The organism is Mariprofundus erugo (assembly GCF_005818865.1).
Classification (GTDB): domain Bacteria; phylum Pseudomonadota; class Zetaproteobacteria; order Mariprofundales; family Mariprofundaceae; genus Mariprofundus; species Mariprofundus erugo.
In genome coordinates this window covers 108,602-126,276 of record NZ_VBRY01000007.1, presented here as the reverse complement: position 1 = coordinate 126,276, position 17,675 = coordinate 108,602, and the positions used below count along the sequence as shown (strand labels likewise).

Genomic DNA, 17,675 nt, shown 5'->3' with positions numbered 1-17,675 from the left:
ACAATGAAGCCGCGTGTCAGCCTTTAGTCGGTGACGCTGAAACCCTTGGCCTCACGGCGCATGCCGACAGGGCCGGTCCGCGTCATCTCAACCACACCGAATGGCTCCAGCTGCTGCAGGAACAGATCCAGCTGCTCGGCCCGGCCGGTCATTTCGACAATCATATGGCTGTCGATATGATCATCAACAATGATTGCGCCCGCCTGATCGGTCAGATCAATCAAGGCATCATAACTTTCAGCCGAGACGACAACCTTGGCCAGCAGCATCTCCCGCTCCAGATGGATGGCATGAGAGATATCATCCACCTTGATGACCGGAATCAGCTTGTTCAGCTGCTTTTTGATCTGCTCCAGCGCCCGCTCATCGCCCCGTGTCACCAGTGTCATACGGCTGACCGTAGCATCCATGATCGGTGCCACATTCAGGCTCTCGATGTTATAGCCGCGGGCGGAAAAAAGCCCTGCCACACGTGTCAGAACACCGAACTCGTTCTCAACCAGAATTGTGATTGTATGCTTCATGACAGAACCATCTCATTCAGCGCCGCACCCGCCGGCACCATCGGGAATACATTTTCTTCTTTGGACACAGCCACATCCACCAGCACAAAACGGCCGCCATCAATGGCAAACGCCTGCTCCAGCACCTTGTCGAGCTGATCAATCGCATCCACTTTCAGGCCGGTTCCACCATAGGCCTCAGCCAGCATGACAAAGTCAGGCAGTGAATCAAAATAGGAGTGCGAGTAGCGGGACTCATAAAACATCTCCTGCCACTGACGTACCATGCCCATATAGGCATTATTCAAAATAACGATCACGATCGGCAGGCGATACTGGTACATCGTTGCCAGTTCCTGGATACACATCTGGATCGAGGCATCACCGGTAAACACAACCACGCGGTCATCGGGAGCGGCAATCTGCGCCCCCATACCGGCCGGCAAACCATAGCCCATCGTGCCAAGGCCACCGGATGTCACCCAGCGATGCGGCTTGCGGAAGCCATAGTGCTGGGCAGCCCACATCTGATGCTGCCCCACATCCGTCACCACCACGGCATTGCCGTGCGTGATTTCATGCACGGCACGAATCACGCGCTGCGGCTTGATCGGACCGTCCGGCGCCTGCTCGAAATGCAATGAGTCCACCGCCCGCCATTCGGCAATCTGCTCCCACCAGAGGGAAAGCGCCGCATGGTCAGGCTCGCCGTTACGGCGGGCAATATCTTCCAGAATCTGCTTGAGCACGACACCGACATCACCCACAATCGGCAAGTGAGCCACAATATTTTTTGAAATGGAAGATGGGTCAATATCGATGTGGATGATCTTTGCATCCGGTGCAAACGCATCGAGTTTACCGGTCACACGATCATCAAAGCGGGAGCCGACGGCCACCAGCAGATCACAATGGGAAACCGCCATATTCGCTTCATAGGTACCATGCATGCCAAGCATGCCGAGATAATGTGAATCATCATACGGGATACCACCAAGCCCCATCAGGGTATTGGTGACCGGCGCATTGAGTGCGTGCGACAGCTCTCTGAGCAGGGCTGCACTGCCCACCGAATTCATGATACCGCCACCGGAATAGATCACCGGACGTTGTGCGGCCAGCATCGCCTTGACGGCTTTTTTGATCTGTCCCGGATGGCCCTGGGTCACCGGCTGATAGGAGCGCAGGCTGACACTTTCCGGCCAGACAAACTCGCAGCAGTTGATACTGACATCCTTGGGGATATCAACAAGTACAGGACCCGGGCGACCGGTAGTGGCGATATGGAACGCCTGACGGATAATCAGGGCCAGATCCTCAACACGCTTGACCAGAAAATTATGTTTGGTTGCAGAGCGGGTAATACCCACGACATCCGCTTCCTGAAAGGCATCATTACCAATCAGAGCCGATGGCACCTGACCGGAAAAGCAGACCATCGGGGTGGAATCGGCATATGCATCAGCCAGACCGGTCACCGCATTGGTTGCACCCGGCCCCGAGGTCACCAGCGCCACACCACACTTGCCGGAAACACGGGCATAGCCGCTGGCGGCATGCAGTGCAGCCTGCTCATGGCGGACCAGGTAATGTTTGAAGTCACTCTGCTTGAAGATGGCATCGTAAATCTGCAGCACGGCGCCACCAGGGTACCCGAACAGGGTATCCACACCTTCGCGTTTCAGACATTCGACAAGAATTTCAGCGCCGGACATTTTCATGGTCGTATCCATACTCTCATTCAAAAAGATAGCACGAGGCTGCCCGCGGAACCCTGACGGGTCAAGATTACTGCATGAAAAAACCTAGGTAAAATAAGGAAATCTCACACTTCCGACCACTGGCATGAAGCCGGTCCCGGCATCGTGCATACACCCGCCCAGCCCCTTTTTCCGGCACGGGCGCCCGCCATCAGGATGGCAGCTGCAGGTCCATCAATACGGCATCCTCGCAAATTCCGGCAGCATTGGGGGCGTAATATTGCTTGCGATAACCTGTTTCGGCAAATCCGAGAGCGGCGTACAGCCTGCGCGCCGGAATATTGGAAAGACGCACCTCCAGTGTCACCGTAGCAATGCCATCGGCCCCGGCGACCAGAGCCTCACTCAACAGGCGCGCCACTCCCCGGCGCCGGAACGAGGGAGCCACTGCAATCTGCATCACCTGAATCTCATCCACCACGGTCAGGGTTAACAGGTAACCGGCCAGCTCCCCATCCTGCTCGCAGATCAGCAGGTCGTAGCCGCTCTCCAGCGCCGAGACAAGCGATCCGACGGACCAGTACTCCTCAAAACAACTGCGATTCAGCGCATAAACGGCCTGCAGATCCCCGGCTGAACCAGCGCGCAGCACAAAGGCATCGTCATCGCACGCTGCAGATCGCCTGTTACTCAGCCTCGGCCACCTGCTCTTTCCAGCCACAGCCTTCGCTGGCACAAAGGTGCTCTGTGCCATTCCGCTTGGATATTTTCTCGGTCACAAACGAGGCACCACAGGCCGGGCAAGGCTGGGCAATCGGCTTGTTCCACAAGGCATTCTTGCATTTCGGATAGGCGGAACAGGAGTAGAACACCTTGCCCCGACGCGACTTCTTGACCAGAAAGGTACCTTCTCCGCACTCCGGGCAACGCACACCGGTATCCTCGGGTTTTTCCATTGGCTGAATATTTTTACATTTCGGATAGGCCGAACAGCCGAGAAACTTTCCGAAGCGTCCGTGCTTGATCACCATCGGCGACTGACACTTGTCGCATAGCTTATCAGAAAGCTCGGGCTCTTCCGGCTCACTGCTGCCATTCATCGGCCGGGCATGCTTGCAGGCCGGATAACCGGTGCAGGCGAGGAACTTGCCATATCGGCCGAGCTTGATCGCCATCGGCTTACCGCACTCAGGACAGGTCTCATCGGTCTCTTCTGCCGGGCGCTCGGCACCAAGCGCCTTGTCCACGGCCTCCTTGAACGGAGCCCAGAACTCGCGCAGCACAGGCTTCCACCCCTCTTCACCGCGCGCCACCGCATCCAGCCGGTCTTCCACTTCTGCGGTAAATTTGGGGGCAACAATGTCGCTGAAGGAGCCGACAAGGAACTTGTTCACCCATTCGCCGACATCGGTCGGTACAAAACGCTTTTTCTCCATCTCAACATACTTTCGCTCTCTGAGTACATTAAGAATATTGGCATAGGTGGACGGGCGCCCGATGCCATCGGCCTCAAGCTCTTTTACCAGCGTAGCCTCGGAGAAACGGGGCTTGGGCTCGGTAAAGTGCTGTCTGGCATCCGCCTGTTTGACCTCAATCTGATCGCCGACTGCCAGTGGTGGCAGCAAGCGCTCTCCGTCCTGCTTGGCCGGCTCGTCGGTACCTTCAATATAAAGGGTGCGAAAACCGGGAAAAGCCAGCGTCGATCCGTTGGCGCGCAACGAAAGACCACCGCTTTCCAGGTCCGCCCGCACCTGATCCAGCACCGCCGCCTCCATCTGCGATGCAAGTGCCCGCTTCCAGATCAGCTTGTAAAGCTTCCACTCATCGGCATCGAGGACCGACTTCAGCGCCTCAGGCGTGCGGGAAATTGCCGTCGGGCGAATCGCCTCATGCGCCTCCTGGGCATTTTTGCTGTTGGTCTTGAAGCGACGCGGTTTATCCGGCAGATACGCATCACCATAAGTCTGCTGAATATGGCTGCGCATCTCGACAAGCGCATCCTCGGAGAGGGTGAGAGAGTCGGTACGCATATAGGTGATCAAACCGACCGGTTCGCCATCCACCTCGATTCCTTCATACAGCTTCTGGGCAACCTGCATGGTTTTGCGGGCGGTAAAGCCAAGCTTGCGCGATGCATCCATCTGCAATGTGGTCGTAATAAATGGCGGGGACGGCTGCTGGCGCACCTGCTTTTTATCAACGGATGCAACCTGGAATGATCCGCGTTCAACCCGGCCGGCCATCGTTTTGGCCGACACACCATCGGTAATGGCAAATTTGCCGAGTTTTTCTCCATCCACCGCATGCAACTGCGCATCAAACGGCACGGCACCTGCTGCCGTCAGACAGGTTGCATCAATCGTCCAGAACTCTTTTGCCTTGAACTCGCGAATATGCTGTTCCCGTTCACAAATCAGCCTCAGCGCCACCGACTGCACACGGCCGGCAGAGAGCCCGCTGCGAATCTTGCGCCACAGCAGCGGCGACAGAGTAAAGCCCACCAGATAATCCAGCGCACTGCGTGCCTGCTGGGCATCAACCAGCTGCATATCCATCGTGCCGGGATTGGCAACCGCCTCCTGAATCGCTTTCTTGGTGATTTCATTAAAGGTAATACGCTGAATTGTTTTGCCTTGCAGCGAGCCCCGCTCACGCAGTACCTCAGCCACATGCCAGGCAATCGCCTCACCCTCGCGATCCAGATCGCTTGCCAGAATCAGCGTATCCGCCTTCTCCAGCGCCTTGTCTATTGCGTCCAGACGCTTCTTTTTATCCGCGATGACTTCATATTTGATCAGAAAGTCCTGATTGGGATCCACCGAACCATCTTTTTTGGGAAACGCACGCACATGCCCGTATGAGGCGAGGACCTTATAGCCTTTACCCAGGTATTTTTCGATGGTTTTAGCTTTGGCGGGAGACTCCACCACGACTACTGCACTCATGTTTTGCACAACTCCGAGGCTAACAGGTAGCGGCTGCCAGGCAGGCGCTCAACAACCCCCTGCAACTCAAGGCGCAGCAAGATGGGGGAAAGCTCCGGCAGGGTCAAGCCGCAAGTTTCCGCCATCGAATCAAGATGCAACGCGCCACCGGCAAGAGCGGCCAGCACAGCAGCCTCCTGAGCATCGACCGGATTGTACTCCATTTTTCTGTTCCGGGAGGGCAAATCCGCCCCCTGCCACCCCATCTGCTGCAGCAGTTGATCGGCCTGCTCAACCAGCACTGCACCATCACGAATCAGCTGATGACAACCTGCATGGGCACTGCCGAGCACTGAGCCGGGCACGGCAAATACCTCCCGTCCGTATTCGGCGGCCAGACGGGCAGTGATCAGCGACCCCGAACGGAGATCCGCCTCCATCACCAGGGTTGCCTGTGCCAGGCCGGCAATAATCCGGTTGCGACGGGGAAAGTATTCAGGACGGGCCGATTGCGCCGGAAAAAACTCCGAAACCACACAGCCCTGCCGGGCTACCGCCTCCACCTGACGAGGCTGCTCCCCGTTCAGGGCAAGCAATCCGCAACCCAGCACCGCCACCGTAATCCCTTCAGCCTCAAGTGCACCACCGTGAGCGGCGGCATCAATCCCTGCGGCCATACCACTGACAACCGATACGCCGTGGCTGGCCAGATAATGACTCCAGCGGCGGGTCAATAACACGCCTTCACGACTGGCTTTGCGCGCCCCGACAACGGCCAGCATGCGCTCGCCGCCCAGCACGGAGGGGTTGCCTTTAACAAAAAGTAACAGCGGCGCATCTTCAAGCAGCTCGAACGATGGCGGCCACAGATCATCATCCGGACAAATCACACCGATTCCTGCTGCCTCACACCGGGCCAACAGAGCCAGCGCCTCATCTTTATGACCATGCGCCAATGCTGCTGACAGTTGCGGACCAACACCGGGCACCGATGGCAAACCGGTCTCAGCAGCCGCCAACAGAGGCTCAATCCCACCAAAGGCAGCAACCAGTCGACGTCCGAGCATGGGCCCGACGCCATGAACCAGCGCCAGCTCTAACCATCGGGCAGCTCTGGCCGATGAGAAGGCCGCACCACTGGACTGAACCATTACAGCCATAGCCCGTACAGTCGCAGCGGGAAAATCAGCGTTTTGCTAGCGGGAGGGCTCACCAAACACCGTATCCCCGACATTGATCGGAGCGGTGGATGCGGTAATCAGTGCAATGGAGGCGTGTGCCTGTGGCAACAGGACGAGAATATCGCCAATTTTTTCAGATGGCAGTTCAACCGGCTGCCCGCTGGTGCGATCGATCATGACCCGGCCGGCCCGTCGAATCTGCAGTTGCATACCCGCTTTCACACCGCTCTCTTCACCGAGGGTAATACCAATCACCTGATTCTGGGCCGCCTCATGGCCGCCATTGCGCACATAGACCACGCGGCCGGACAATGTCGACTCAGGCGATATGAGGTGCAGCTGCGCATCAACCGTGTGCGCGAGCTTAAGGCGATCTCCACGTGAAATCTCTTCAAAGGCCCTGACGACCACAGCACGGTAAACGCCGTTCTCCTCCGACTGAACCTCCACCCGGCCCATATGCTGCACCAGCAAACCAAGCGACTGACCATTTGCAGGATCCCGCACGCGATCGGTAGTACGGAACACATCCAGCATCGTTCCCGCCTTGACCGGCTGATCAAGCTTCAGATACACCCGGTCATGCACGCCATAATTCAACCGCTCATCGGGCGAGGCCAGAATATGCCCCATCCCCTGCTCCTCTCCCGGCAGAATAAAGTCCTGACGTTCCAGAATGGTCACTGCCATGGTCGAGTCTACAGGTTTCTCAAGACGTTCCACCGGTTTGATGATGACCTGCGGTGTCGGCCTGACTGTCGTCAAACCACCGGCTGTCCGTGCCTGCGGATTGAACCAGATTTTGTTACCGGGATAAATGAGGTCCGGGTTGGTGATATAGAGGTTTTTCTCCCATATTTTCAGCCACTGATGCGGATCACGAAAGAAATAATTGGCGATATCCCACAAGGTATCGCCTTTCTTAACAATATACGGCTGCGGCAAATCATTTCTGGCCGCCACGACTGCATCAGGCGTTGCTGCCTGTACAACCACGACAGGTGCCAGTGACAACAGCACCACAAAACCCAACAGCAGAGACAGGCACCTAAATCTCATCAATGACCTCCGCAACGAAAACAGGGAGTCCCCTGCCCGCCATTTTGTATGTGCTCAAGCCTGTTACTGCTTTGCTTGCCGGCCGGAGCCGGTGGCAGGCTCGGTACCGTTAAGCAATCGTTTGATATTCGAGGCATGCTTGAGCGTTACAAGTGACGCAATAAGTATGCCGACTTCGAGTGCCGGCATCGAACCGCCACTCCAGACAATCAGCAATGGCAGCGAAACAGCGGCCAGGATCGATGACAACGAGACATAACGACTGACTTTCAGTGCCAGCAACCAGATCACCACGCCGATACCGGCCACCAGTGGCTGCCATGGCAACATGACACCCAGCATCGTGGCCACACCCTTGCCACCCCTGAAGCGCAGATAGACAGGAAAGATGTGGCCCAGAAACGTCACCGCAGCAATCGCTGCAATTGCGCTTTCCGTCAGCCCCGCATAGATCGCCAGCAGCACCGGAATCGACCCCTTGAGAATATCAGCCAGCAGCGTCAGGGCACCCACCAGCTTACCCCCCGTTCGCATGGCATTAGTAGCCCCGATATTGCCGCTGCCATGTTCACGGGGATCCCGTTTCGCCAGCGCTTTTGTTAACACAAGACCAAAGGGAACGGCACCAAGCAGATAGGCGGCGCAAAGAGCGCAGATAAATTCGAGACTCAAATGCCACCCTTGCGATAACGACGACGGGAGAGATCCATCTGCTGCTGCAGAGTATCGGCCTGATTACCACCGATGAAGGTTGGCAACACATCTTCAAGCCGGGCGGCCTGACCGAACAACGCCGGGAAGGCTTCGCCGGCCACAACATTATCATGTCCCAGCAACACCAGCTGATCCCTGGTCAGCGGCGGTGTTGGCAAAAAGCTGCCGACCGTGGCCAGCAAGCCGGCTGCTGCTCCCGGCAGTGGCAGCAGCATGCGCTCGCGCCCCAGCTCGGCCAGCATCATCTGCAGCAACTGCTGCAGACTGTAGGTGGCAGGACCTCCCAGCGCATAGCACTGACCTGAAACATGACGGTTACCAATCGCCGCGACAAAAGCACGCGCCACATCCTCAACCCATACCGGCTGAAAACGGGTCTCTCCGCTGATCACCGGCAACACCGGCAGCGAAGCACTCATCGCCTTGAATTTATTGAAAAAAGAATCGCCTGCACCATAAATAATGGAAGGACGGAAGATCGTCCAGTTCAACCCCGATGCGCGCACGCGGCCTTCAGCCTCACCCTTGGTCGTCGCGTAACGGCTATCAGCCACATCACCGGCGCCGAGTGCACTCATATGCAGAAACTGGCCAACACCGGTCCGTTTGGCCGCGGCAAGCGCATGCTCGACACCATCCACGTGAGCTGCCTGAAAACTGTAGCGCCCCCGCTCAAACAGCAGGCCGACAAGATAGATTACCGCATCGCAACCGCTCATGGCCTCATCGATACCGCGTCCATCCACGACATCGATCTTCACCAGCCGAACTCCGTCGACCAGCATATCACGCGCCCTCTCCGGATGGCGGCACCCCACAGTCACCCGATGTCCTGCCGCAATCGCCTGTCTGGCGATCGCCCGCCCTACAAATCCGCTGCCGCCGATGATACAAATGTGCTGCCCCATCTTATCCGCTCCCTCCGCATCTGATTTGGTGTAAGTATGTCCCGCATCACAGCAAGGTCAATGCACAGTGGAAAATCAGCAGCATCTCTCCGCCGTGATGGCACCGGTCAATCAGCACCACCATACAGGATCAACTCACCGAAACCGCATAAACCCACAGCGCCACGACCAGAGCAGATGCAAAGCTGAACAGGGAGAGCCAGCACATTCCCCAGCCAACCCGCCGCTTGCCGACCCGAAACGCCTTCCAGGCAAACCAGCCGGAAAAAAGGCCGATCGGTATGGAGAAGAGTAAAAACAGCACGATAATCATCGTGCCGACTATAGAAATCTGCCCGACGATGGCAATTCGCCGCCACAGACATACTGCATAACCGCCGCCGCCCCGCCTACGGTCACGGCACTCACAGCCACGCCACGTCATCCGGCAGGCGCCCGGCCACCTGCAGATAACGCAGCTCAAACGACTCAAAGAGAGCGGCTGTCTCCTGCCCGATCACATCGTCCACGCCCGGCAATGAAGGCAGGCGCATCCGCAATTGAGCCAGGTCATGAAGCTGACCGGCATGATCCTGAAATCGTTTCAGGGCCAACACCTGCTGCTCCAGGCGGCGATCCGATCGCGCCAGTGGCTCCAGCAGATAGCGCAAACGTTTGGCCAGAATCCTGCAGCGGTGAATCGCGGCATCATCAGCGCCGTGCACGGCCGCAAGGCGAAGGATGAATGAGTGCAGCCATAATCGCCGGACAATAGCGGCATAGGTAGCGAATGAACTGTCGGCATCCGAATGGCCCGCCCCGAGCGCATCAATGGCACTCCTGATCCGCCGCCTCAGCTTCGGCCAGCCAGCCGGAGCAATATCACCATGATGGCGAAATCGATAATGATAACCATGTTTTTTCAACCATCGATTGTGCACCACGGTATCGCGGGCCCGGTTGGTATGCTTCAGGCACCCCTTCAGTTTTTTCAGCAGCTTCGCATCCGGCTCGCCCACAAACGAGGGCATGGAAAACCAGGTATGCAGCTGCCGCACGGCCACCCGGAAGTCGTGTAATGCATGATTTTTGCCGCGTATGGAGAGACGGTAAAACGCATGATCCGCCTGCATGAGTAAAACACGAAGATATAACGATGCATATTGGCGCCATGGCAGCTGCGGATCAGGCAGGCTGGCCTGCCGCCCATGATAGCGGTGACACTTCACAACAACCTGCCGTAATCAAAACCGGATCATGGTCATCCGGGTCATGAGGCGACATCACCAAAAAGGCCGTGCGGCATCGTCACCAGGACCGAACACGGCGCATGACGCACCACCCGCTCGGCGGTAGAGCCGATAAGCAGCTGTTCGATCGCGCCACGCACACCCTGGCGCCCCACAACAATCAGTGCCGCCGGCAACGTTGCTGCAAACGAACAAATCGTACCGGCGGGCGCCCCCATCGACTCCAGCAGATGGGTTGTCACATCAAAATCAACCAGTTTCGCCTGTTGATGCAATCGCGATTCCGCCCCGCGCCGTATCGCCTCGGTCACCTCCCCCAGAGGCGGAACCGTCAGCAGGTCCGTCTCAAAGAAAACCGCCGGCTCCATCACATGCAACAGATGCACGTCTGCCCCATATTGTCGGGCCAATGTTACCGCCCGGCGCAAGGCTTCGGATGAGGGCTCGGAAAAATCGGTTGCTACCAGTATGTTCCCTTTCACACGCATGACAGACTCCTGCAACATCATATGAGCCCATTATAGCTGAAGGTGTGCGTGCGCGTGATACAATCACAACCGTCCGGTGTTTTTTTCAGTCAGCCCGCGCCGTCACAGTCAACTGGGGCTTCAGGCTGGATAAATAGGCCACGATATCGGCAGCGTCCTGTCCGCAAGCATGCTGTGCCGGCATTTTCGTCCTCGCCTGCTTGTCACCTGTCAGCGATTTCACCGCTTTTTCGGAGTTACAAACCCACTCGCTGAGCTTCGCTGCATCCCAGGTAAAATCGGCCTGCGTCAAAGCAGCGCTATAGCGATAGCCCTCAGTCCGGCCGGCTTTTTGCCCCACGATCCCATACAATCCCGGACCGAACTTTGACTTCTTGTCGGCATCCAGCGCATGGCACAGCGTACATTTACGGGCCAGGTCATGACCACGTTCGGCATTGCTTTCCTGTGCAAGCAGCGCAACCGGATGAGCAGCAGCTGCAGCCTGTGAAGAGACCGCCACCTCACTTCTGGTGGCAGCCTCACCCCTGGCGACAGGGCGGGATTCAGCCGCAGCAATCTGCTGCTTTTCCGGCTCATGCTTCACCGTAGCGACAACCGTCTTCTTTTCAGAGGCATGACTTGTTGATGAGCCGGCATGAGATGGTACTCCCCGTACAGTAGCAGGCGTTGACGGAGCCGCAACCTCTGCAGCTGAGGTCGCAGCATAGGCCAGCCCGATGGAGGCCGACGCCAGGCGCTCAGCCTCAATCACATGCGCCGCCTGACGCGATGCCTCAATATTTTCCTCCATCGCTTTTCTGGCGATCTCCTTACGGATCTCCACCTGAATCATGGCAGCCTTCACCGCCTCCGCTTTTTCGGCAACCAGTCGCTCTGCATTGGCCTGCTCAAGTGCCGCCTGCAACAACGCCTCTCTGGCTGCGGTTTCATGAGCATGCGTCATCGCAGCCCAGCGCGCCTTCGATTCGGCGTTCTTTTTCAGCATCTCCGACTCTTTGGCGGCGCGTGCAATCGCTTCCTGAACCGCAGCTCGCTTCACCTCTGCTTTTTGTTCGGCCTGCAGCCTGTTGCTGTCGGCAACCTCTGCCGCTTTTTGGGCTCCGATCGCCTGATCCATTGCCTGCTGAATGGCAGCCACCTTTTCAGCTGCAGCGGCTTCGGGAGACAACATACCGGTATCACTCGCATTGCTGCATGCGCTTAACAGCATGACCGCTGCCGCGCTGTAGAACCATGGAAAAAGTTTCATATAGGGCTCCTGCAAATAAATTGAACAGGAGGCAATCTAGCCGGGCGCATATCCCGACTCTGTGACAGAGCTTACAACATCAATCTCATTTTCAGCCCTGCCAGGGAGATGCTGATCTGTTGTCATCCTGGCAAAAATCAGCCCGCAAAGACAAACGCGCGACGAAGAGGCAGAAAGCCGATGGGACGGCTAATGGCCACCCTAAGAGCAAGGGCATGATGCCCGGGTCATTTTATCCTCGCTTACAAATCAAATACTTGCGTGCCTGATTTAGCGAGATCTACCCCTTGCTATATTTACTGAACAGATAGCTTTGGTACTCCTCAAGCTCCATATAGCCATGAATATAGAGGCGCTGATCCGACAGCACTTCCGGGTCCCGGATGTTGTTGGCTGCGTTATGAGCATCGGCAAGCAACTGTCGGCGACGGATTTCTTCCACTGCAAGCATCGTCTCGCGCGCTATAGCCGCAGCATACCAGGCCTGAGGAGAATCATAGGGGGAGTCGGAAAAGCTCATCGCCTGATCCTAGCGAATCCGCACGCAAGAGAAAACGGACACCCAACCCTTTTTCGGCGCCATCACTCCGCAGCACAGAAAAAAGTACCTGTTTCATTTCCCATGCGGACTCAGTAGTCTGCCGCCATTCTATGCACTGCACCCTTAGCTCAGCTGGATAGAGCGTCGGCCTCCGAAGCCGAAGGCCAGTGGTTCGAATCCACTAGGGTGCACCATCGTTTCGATATCGCTCAACTGATAAACTTCCCTCTCTTCAAGCGCTGACGATCCATTAATTCAATCTCGCGTGCACCTGAAATCACGACCCTGTCATCGGCAATGAAATCGAGATCCGGGTTATACCCTTCATAATCCACACTATTAAGAATCACCTTGATCGCATTCAGACGAGCCAGATGCTTGTCGGTTGAGCGAATCACCGTCCACGGAGCTGCGGCTGTATGGGTGCAGCGCAGCATCTCATACTTCATCATGGTAAAGTCATCCCAGCGTCCCTGCGCCTGCAGATCCACTTCGGAAAGCTTCCACTGGCGCAGAGGATCTGTTTTGCGCCGTTCAAAGCGACTGTTTTGCGCCTCCTTGCTTACACTGAAGTAGAGTTTGACCAGAATGGTTCCCTGCCGGACAAGATCTTTTTCAAACCCAACAACCCCTTTCATGAAGTCTTTGTATTCCTGCTCGCTACAAAAGCCGAAGACAGGCTCAACCATCGCCCGGTTGTACCAGCTGCGATCAAACAGTACGACCTCTCCCCCCCTCGGAAACTGGGAGACATAGCGCTGAAAAAACCACTGACTGCGCTGCTCTTCTGTCGGCTTGCCCAGCGCAATCACCCGGTAGTGCTTTTCATTCATATAGCGGGTCACACGACGAATCGTACCGCCTTTGGCTGCCGCATCCCTTCCCTCAAAAAGAATAATCATACGCTGACCACTCTTTTCCAGGTGCTGCTGCAACCGGATCAGATCTGCCTGATAGGGCTTAAGCTCCTCCTCCTGCAAATATCGGGTGATAATTTTTTCGACCTTTTTATCGCTCAGGCCATTCGCCTTGAGCAACGGCTCAAACACTCGCCCTGATTCAGGGCCGGAAAGGATACCCGCAGCTGCCTGCTCCATCATTCACCTCCTTGATCTGCTATAGAAATCACAAAATATGCCAGTGCAATGTGAGTTCTGCCTTTTTCCCGCAACCGGACATCATATACACAAACGACACATTTTTGAATGACTGCATCCATCACAGCAAAGGCTGCCGGGAGCAACAATTGACCGCGCGCACCTATGCTGCTATTGATTCACCGTCCAATAGTCACATATTTTGCATGGAAATATAGACACACACATCAACATCAATCGCATCACAGTCGCCCGCATCAAACAACAGGTGCGCGCTGGCGATCCACGGATATAAAGAAAGAGCCACTGAAGCGGGTGACGATCAAAAACGGGAGGGGTTTGTATGAGATCAACAAGAGTGCTCATGGTCACGGCTGCTTTGCTCACAGCGTTTGCATGTGTCGCCTTACAACAAAACACAGCCATCACAATCGCCAGCGCCGCCCAACAGGCCGGGGAGACGATGAAATTGCTCAAGCCTGCCAAGCTGCACAGTGAAGCAGCCATCTCCTCACCGGTCACGGAGATCGTCTGGAAAGATGCCGTGTGCCAGCAACTGGATCAACAGCCCCCATGGGTTCAGGTACGCATGGCGCTCGACGGACATATCGGCTGGATTCATCAAAAATACCTGATTGCAGCAACACCGGAAACAGCCCTGCCTGCTTCCACACAAGCCGACAGCCCCCCTGCGCCTGCCGAAATCACGTCCATGACGACGCCCGATGGACCACAACTACAGCTGAGCAAAGCGGCCAAACTGCATGAGTCGGCCGCAGGTTCCTCCCCGGTTCTTGAGATCCTCGAAAAGGATCAGGTATGCACCCGACTGGGACAAACTGACGTCTGGGTCCACGTCTGGATCAACAGCAGCGGCCAGCGCGGCTGGATTCACCAGCTTTACCTGAGGCCTGCCACGCCAGCCACTGAAAATACCCCGCTGACTGTAGCAGATGCATCCACCACCTCCGCAACCGCCCCCCAGCCGGCCGCAAACACGCCTTCACCGCCACCGGCCACTACAGCTCCGGCGACTGAAAACAGATCATCGTCAGCAGAACAGACAGCATCCGCCACCGATGCGGCTTCCACCACCTCTGCAACAGATGCCAAACCGATCGAAAACGAGACCTCTCAGCCACCGGCAACGCTGCCCCCTCCGGCACCGACCTCCCCGGCACCGGCAGGTCAAAACACGCCAGATACGGGCAAACCCGCGTCACCTGACGCGATAACAGATCATACTTTGAATCAACCTGCTGCCAGCGAAAAAAGCGCTGTCACGCAGAAGCCTGCGCAACCGGCCGAGGTAAAGCCTAAGGCCGCACCATCGCCTGCAGGCGGCAGTCATGGCGATGCGCATGAGCAAGCACTTTCGCATGCCAACATCGATGTCACCGACAGAGCCCAGATACGCCGTGGCCTCACGGTCTTTACCGATATATGCATGGGCTGCCACTCGGCAAAATACCTGACCTGGCGCGGTCTGATCGAGTACCCGGAAATAGGCTTGAGCAGCGAGGAGGTGGCGGAGCTGCGTGGCAACAACCCTGTCATGCGAGGGATGATCTCCGACCTGCCTCCGGAAGACGCCATTGCTGCATATGGCAAGGCACCGCCGGACCTTTCGCTGATTGTCGCCGGCAGGCGCGGCGGAGCAGACTATGTCTATTCACTGCTGACCGGATACGCTCACGATCCGGCCAAAAGAATCGCCGACCCGGCCTACAACCCCGTTTATCCGGGCCATCGCATTGCCATGCCGGATCCGCTATCATGGCTGGATCACAGCATGGATGAAGAGGCCTCCTTACGGCGGCAAGCTGAAGATGTTGCTGCATTTCTGACATTTATTGCCGATCCACATCAGAACACACGGCGACATATCGGTGTTTGGGTCGTATCGTTCCTGCTCATACTCACCTTTGTGCTATGGCTGCTGAAGGTGGAGGTATGGAAAGATGTAAAACCATCTTCACCAAAGCGCGGGTGGCTTGCCAGCCTGCGCCCCCTGTCCGGCGAAAAACAGGAGAGACCATGACAACGTTGACCGAAAACAAAACCTACCTGCTTGCTTCGGCTATTGCCCTGGCTGCCTTCATCATCCTGTTTGCCAGCCTGGGTGGCCAGCATCACAGTGAAAAAGCACCAGCCACAAAAAAAGCGGTCAGCCAGTTGCCACCGGTCACGGCCAGAGAACCGGAGGCTGCGGCAATCGCAGCACCTGAGCCCGCAGATTCAATCCGGCCGGCACATGAAACCATCACTGAGCCATCTCCTCCCGCTTCAGAGCCGGTCGAGACAGCGGCGGAACAATCCTCCACAGACCATGCCATCATCCCGGCTGATCACTCAGGACCACCGTGGGCACTGAATCTGATGTCGCTATCCAGCACAAACAATATGGCAGATACCATCAAAGAGGTAACCGCCATGGGCTTCACCCCGGAGGTTGCCGAAGTACTGATCGATGACCGCCACTGGTTCCGCATCCGCATCAAGGGCTTCGCTACCATCAGAGCAGCCAGAGAGGCGGGAAAGAAGTTTATTGACAACAAAGAATACAGGACGCTCTGGATCGGCGGCTACCAGCACAATGCTGATCAGGGAATCGCTGATTAATCCAGCGATTCCGGGCGGGCCATGGACGGCCTTGCCGCCGCCCGGTGAGCGGCAGGATGCAGCAAGTCAAATCAGACACGTAAGTGTTTGATTGGTAAGTAAAGGCAAACCACGATTTTGCCTTTGCGGACAACCATTTGTCCGGATGCTATTCCATCCGCATATCATCGCCTCACCAGCCACCGGCCTGTCGGATTCAGTGCCCCGCCTCTGCTGCGGAACGGCTCAACCGGCAACGCCCTCAGGACACCTCTGTCCCTGTTGCCAGCCCGGCTTGAAAAACGATAATCCACAGCCTTTTGCAAACAGGCAACGATCACCGTTCCACCGACACCAGGAGTGCCATGGCCCAGACCCTTTACACCGATGACGGATCATCAAACAAATTTGACCGTATTGTGGCAGATCTTGCCGAATCAGGGCTATCCATCTGTGATGATTTTGTATCGCCGCTGCTGGTCAGCAGCATTGCACAGGAGGCCCGCGAGCTATGGGAGGCCGGCGAGTTCAGGCACGCCCGCGTGGGGCGAGGCGCATCCCTGCAACTGCGACCGGACGTGCGCAACGACCGCATCCACTGGCTGGACCCGGAGAACCCGACCGCCGTCGAACTACCCTATTTTCTTGATCTGGAAACATTACGGCAATATATCAATCGCCATTTTTATCTGGGCCTGTTCGAGTATGAGGGGCATTTTGCCCTCTATCCGCCCGGGGCCTCCTATGACACCCATTACGACCGTTTTATCGGCGCTATGGAACGCGTCGTCACCTGCATTCTTTATCTCAACCATGACTGGCAAGCTGAGGATGGCGGCGCACTCGAGATCTACCCGGGTCATGAACCTTCCGAGCTGCCACTGCCGATGCAGATACTACCTAAGGGTGGCCGGCTGGTTACCTTTATCAGTGAACAATTTCCACATGCTGTATTGCCGGCCGGGCGTGATCGCCTGAGTCTCACCGGCTGGTTTCGTATCCGCCCGTAAAGCGGGACCGACCGCGAGCCTGTCGCCCGCGGTCGGCTGCTCACTTACTTATAGAGACAGAGGTAAGCGCTCTGACCGATCGAGCGCACACCGAAACGCTGATCCTTTTCGACCACGAACTCACTGCCGGCAGCATAAACCACCCAGCTGTCGGAACCCGGCAGCTTCACCTCAAGGGTGCCGGAGGTCACTGACATGATCTCTTTGGTAGAGGTGCCGAATTCATATTCGCCCTCGGCCATGACACCGACGGTTGCCGGGCCATCAGCTGTTTCGAATGCAATTGATTTGACCTTGCCGTCAAAGTACTCATTGGTCTTGAACATGGGATATCCTTTTATTGTATTTATAAGCAACACTTGATGATCTCGTAAAAAGCCCGTCCTGGCCTTTTTACGCCACGGAAAGCGAAACGTGTGATTTTCACTTTCCGTTACAAATCAAACGCTTGCAAGGCAATCGCCTGAT

The 17,675-nt window shown here is 56.5% G+C and carries 18 protein-coding genes and 1 tRNA gene; 4 read left to right on the top strand and 15 right to left on the bottom strand.

Annotated features, from left to right (window positions below):
- Positions 1-23: 23 nt before the first annotated feature.
- The 13 genes from ilvN to FEF65_RS08630 form a co-directional block, all read right to left on the bottom strand.
- Entirely contained in the window at positions 24-524 is a 501-nt protein-coding gene (gene ilvN / locus FEF65_RS08690) for an acetolactate synthase small subunit (protein WP_138239406.1), read from the bottom strand.
- Entirely contained in the window at positions 521-2,248 is a 1,728-nt protein-coding gene (gene ilvB / locus FEF65_RS08685) for a biosynthetic-type acetolactate synthase large subunit (RefSeq protein WP_170304434.1), read from the bottom strand. Before ilvB ends, ilvN begins: the two co-directional genes overlap by 4 nt.
- Positions 2,249-2,414: 166 nt before the next feature.
- Positions 2,415-2,855 carry a ribosomal protein S18-alanine N-acetyltransferase gene (gene rimI, locus FEF65_RS08680; protein ID WP_238701291.1) on the bottom strand — a complete coding sequence of 147 codons (441 nt, stop codon included), beginning with the start codon at positions 2,853-2,855 and terminating at the stop codon, positions 2,415-2,417.
- Positions 2,856-2,889: 34 nt separating this feature from the next.
- Complete coding sequence (topA, locus tag FEF65_RS08675) at positions 2,890-5,148, bottom strand: type I DNA topoisomerase (protein WP_138239404.1); 2,259 nt, start codon at positions 5,146-5,148, stop codon at positions 2,890-2,892.
- Positions 5,145-6,287 carry a DNA-processing protein DprA gene (dprA, locus tag FEF65_RS08670; protein ID WP_238701290.1) on the bottom strand — a complete coding sequence of 381 codons (1,143 nt, stop codon included), beginning with the start codon at positions 6,285-6,287 and terminating at the stop codon, positions 5,145-5,147. Before dprA ends, topA begins: the two co-directional genes overlap by 4 nt.
- A gap of 36 nt (positions 6,288-6,323) precedes the next feature.
- A complete protein-coding gene (locus tag FEF65_RS08665) occupies positions 6,324-7,367 on the bottom strand; it encodes a LysM peptidoglycan-binding domain-containing protein (protein ID WP_138239403.1) in 1,044 nt (347 codons plus the stop codon).
- A 63-nt stretch (positions 7,368-7,430) separates the two neighbouring features.
- Positions 7,431-8,039 carry a glycerol-3-phosphate 1-O-acyltransferase PlsY gene (gene plsY / locus FEF65_RS08660; RefSeq protein WP_138239402.1) on the bottom strand — a complete coding sequence of 203 codons (609 nt, stop codon included), beginning with the start codon at positions 8,037-8,039 and terminating at the stop codon, positions 7,431-7,433.
- Positions 8,036-8,989 (bottom strand): complex I NDUFA9 subunit family protein, encoded by a 954-nt coding sequence (locus tag FEF65_RS08655; protein ID WP_138239401.1) that lies wholly within the window; start codon positions 8,987-8,989, stop codon positions 8,036-8,038. Before FEF65_RS08655 ends, plsY begins: the two co-directional genes overlap by 4 nt.
- Positions 8,990-9,119: 130 nt before the next feature.
- The gene (locus tag FEF65_RS08650) at positions 9,120-9,302 is read right to left on the bottom strand and encodes a hypothetical protein (RefSeq protein WP_138239400.1); all 183 of its coding nucleotides are present in this window, start codon (positions 9,300-9,302) and stop codon (positions 9,120-9,122) included.
- A 91-nt stretch (positions 9,303-9,393) separates the two neighbouring features.
- On the bottom strand, positions 9,394-10,197 hold the full coding sequence (locus FEF65_RS08645; RefSeq protein WP_138239399.1) for a CHAD domain-containing protein: 804 nt from the start codon (positions 10,195-10,197) through the stop codon (positions 9,394-9,396).
- A gap of 41 nt (positions 10,198-10,238) precedes the next feature.
- On the bottom strand, positions 10,239-10,706 hold the full coding sequence (locus tag FEF65_RS08640; RefSeq protein ID WP_138239398.1) for a universal stress protein: 468 nt from the start codon (positions 10,704-10,706) through the stop codon (positions 10,239-10,241).
- 85 nt (positions 10,707-10,791) lie between these two features.
- Positions 10,792-11,958 carry a c-type cytochrome gene (locus FEF65_RS08635; RefSeq protein ID WP_138239397.1) on the bottom strand — a complete coding sequence of 389 codons (1,167 nt, stop codon included), beginning with the start codon at positions 11,956-11,958 and terminating at the stop codon, positions 10,792-10,794.
- Between the two features lie 280 nt (positions 11,959-12,238).
- Entirely contained in the window at positions 12,239-12,478 is a 240-nt protein-coding gene (locus tag FEF65_RS08630) for a hypothetical protein (RefSeq protein ID WP_138239396.1), read from the bottom strand.
- Positions 12,479-12,616: 138 nt separating this feature from the next.
- Between FEF65_RS08630 and FEF65_RS08625 the strand changes: the two genes are divergently transcribed.
- Positions 12,617-12,693 (top strand) — tRNA-Arg (locus tag FEF65_RS08625).
- Positions 12,694-12,708: 15 nt separating this feature from the next.
- On the opposite strand, the gene ppk2 is transcribed toward FEF65_RS08625, so the two are convergent.
- Positions 12,709-13,596, bottom strand: coding sequence for a polyphosphate kinase 2 (gene ppk2 / locus FEF65_RS08620; protein ID WP_238701289.1), 888 nt, complete (start codon positions 13,594-13,596; stop codon positions 12,709-12,711).
- Positions 13,597-13,939: 343 nt separating this feature from the next.
- Between ppk2 and FEF65_RS08615 the strand changes: the two genes are divergently transcribed.
- The 3 genes from FEF65_RS08615 to FEF65_RS08605 all read left to right on the top strand — a co-directional run bounded on the left by FEF65_RS08615 (position 13,940) and on the right by FEF65_RS08605 (position 17,207).
- Positions 13,940-15,637, top strand: coding sequence for a cytochrome c1 (locus tag FEF65_RS08615; RefSeq protein WP_238701287.1), 1,698 nt, complete (start codon positions 13,940-13,942; stop codon positions 15,635-15,637).
- Positions 15,634-16,218, top strand: a complete 585-nt coding sequence (locus tag FEF65_RS08610) for an SPOR domain-containing protein (protein WP_161595214.1) — start codon at positions 15,634-15,636, stop codon at positions 16,216-16,218. Before FEF65_RS08615 ends, FEF65_RS08610 begins: the two co-directional genes overlap by 4 nt.
- Before the next feature lie 344 nt (positions 16,219-16,562).
- Positions 16,563-17,207 (top strand): 2OG-Fe(II) oxygenase, encoded by a 645-nt coding sequence (locus tag FEF65_RS08605; RefSeq protein WP_138239393.1) that lies wholly within the window; start codon positions 16,563-16,565, stop codon positions 17,205-17,207.
- Positions 17,208-17,251: 44 nt separating this feature from the next.
- On the opposite strand, the gene ppnP is transcribed toward FEF65_RS08605, so the two are convergent.
- Positions 17,252-17,533, bottom strand: a complete 282-nt coding sequence (gene ppnP, locus FEF65_RS08600; protein ID WP_138239392.1) for a pyrimidine/purine nucleoside phosphorylase — start codon at positions 17,531-17,533, stop codon at positions 17,252-17,254.
- Between the last annotated feature and the right edge of the window lie 142 nt (positions 17,534-17,675).

Excerpts from the sequence above, each read along its gene's own strand:
- FEF65_RS08655 (WP_138239401.1), bottom strand. The coding sequence starts at position 8,989 with ATGGGGCAGCACATTTGTATCATCGGCGGCAGCGGATTTGTAGGGCGG.
- FEF65_RS08640 (WP_138239398.1), bottom strand. The coding sequence starts at position 10,706 with ATGCGTGTGAAAGGGAACATACTGGTAGCAACCGATTTTTCCGAGCCC.
- ppnP (WP_138239392.1), bottom strand. The coding sequence starts at position 17,533 with ATGTTCAAGACCAATGAGTACTTTGACGGCAAGGTCAAATCAATTGCA.
- FEF65_RS08615 (WP_238701287.1), top strand. The coding sequence starts at position 13,940 with ATGAGATCAACAAGAGTGCTCATGGTCACGGCTGCTTTGCTCACAGCG.
- FEF65_RS08605 (WP_138239393.1), top strand. The coding sequence starts at position 16,563 with ATGGCCCAGACCCTTTACACCGATGACGGATCATCAAACAAATTTGAC.
- FEF65_RS08650 (WP_138239400.1), bottom strand. The coding sequence starts at position 9,302 with ATGATTATCGTGCTGTTTTTACTCTTCTCCATACCGATCGGCCTTTTT.
- FEF65_RS08635 (WP_138239397.1), bottom strand. The coding sequence starts at position 11,958 with ATGAAACTTTTTCCATGGTTCTACAGCGCGGCAGCGGTCATGCTGTTA.
- ppk2 (WP_238701289.1), bottom strand. The coding sequence starts at position 13,596 with ATGGAGCAGGCAGCTGCGGGTATCCTTTCCGGCCCTGAATCAGGGCGA.
- FEF65_RS08630 (WP_138239396.1), bottom strand. The coding sequence starts at position 12,478 with ATGAGCTTTTCCGACTCCCCCTATGATTCTCCTCAGGCCTGGTATGCT.
- dprA (WP_238701290.1), bottom strand. The coding sequence starts at position 6,287 with ATGGCTGTAATGGTTCAGTCCAGTGGTGCGGCCTTCTCATCGGCCAGA.
- ilvN (WP_138239406.1), bottom strand. The coding sequence starts at position 524 with ATGAAGCATACAATCACAATTCTGGTTGAGAACGAGTTCGGTGTTCTG.
- FEF65_RS08610 (WP_161595214.1), top strand. The coding sequence starts at position 15,634 with ATGACAACGTTGACCGAAAACAAAACCTACCTGCTTGCTTCGGCTATT.
- topA (WP_138239404.1), bottom strand. The coding sequence starts at position 5,148 with ATGAGTGCAGTAGTCGTGGTGGAGTCTCCCGCCAAAGCTAAAACCATC.
- FEF65_RS08665 (WP_138239403.1), bottom strand. The coding sequence starts at position 7,367 with ATGAGATTTAGGTGCCTGTCTCTGCTGTTGGGTTTTGTGGTGCTGTTG.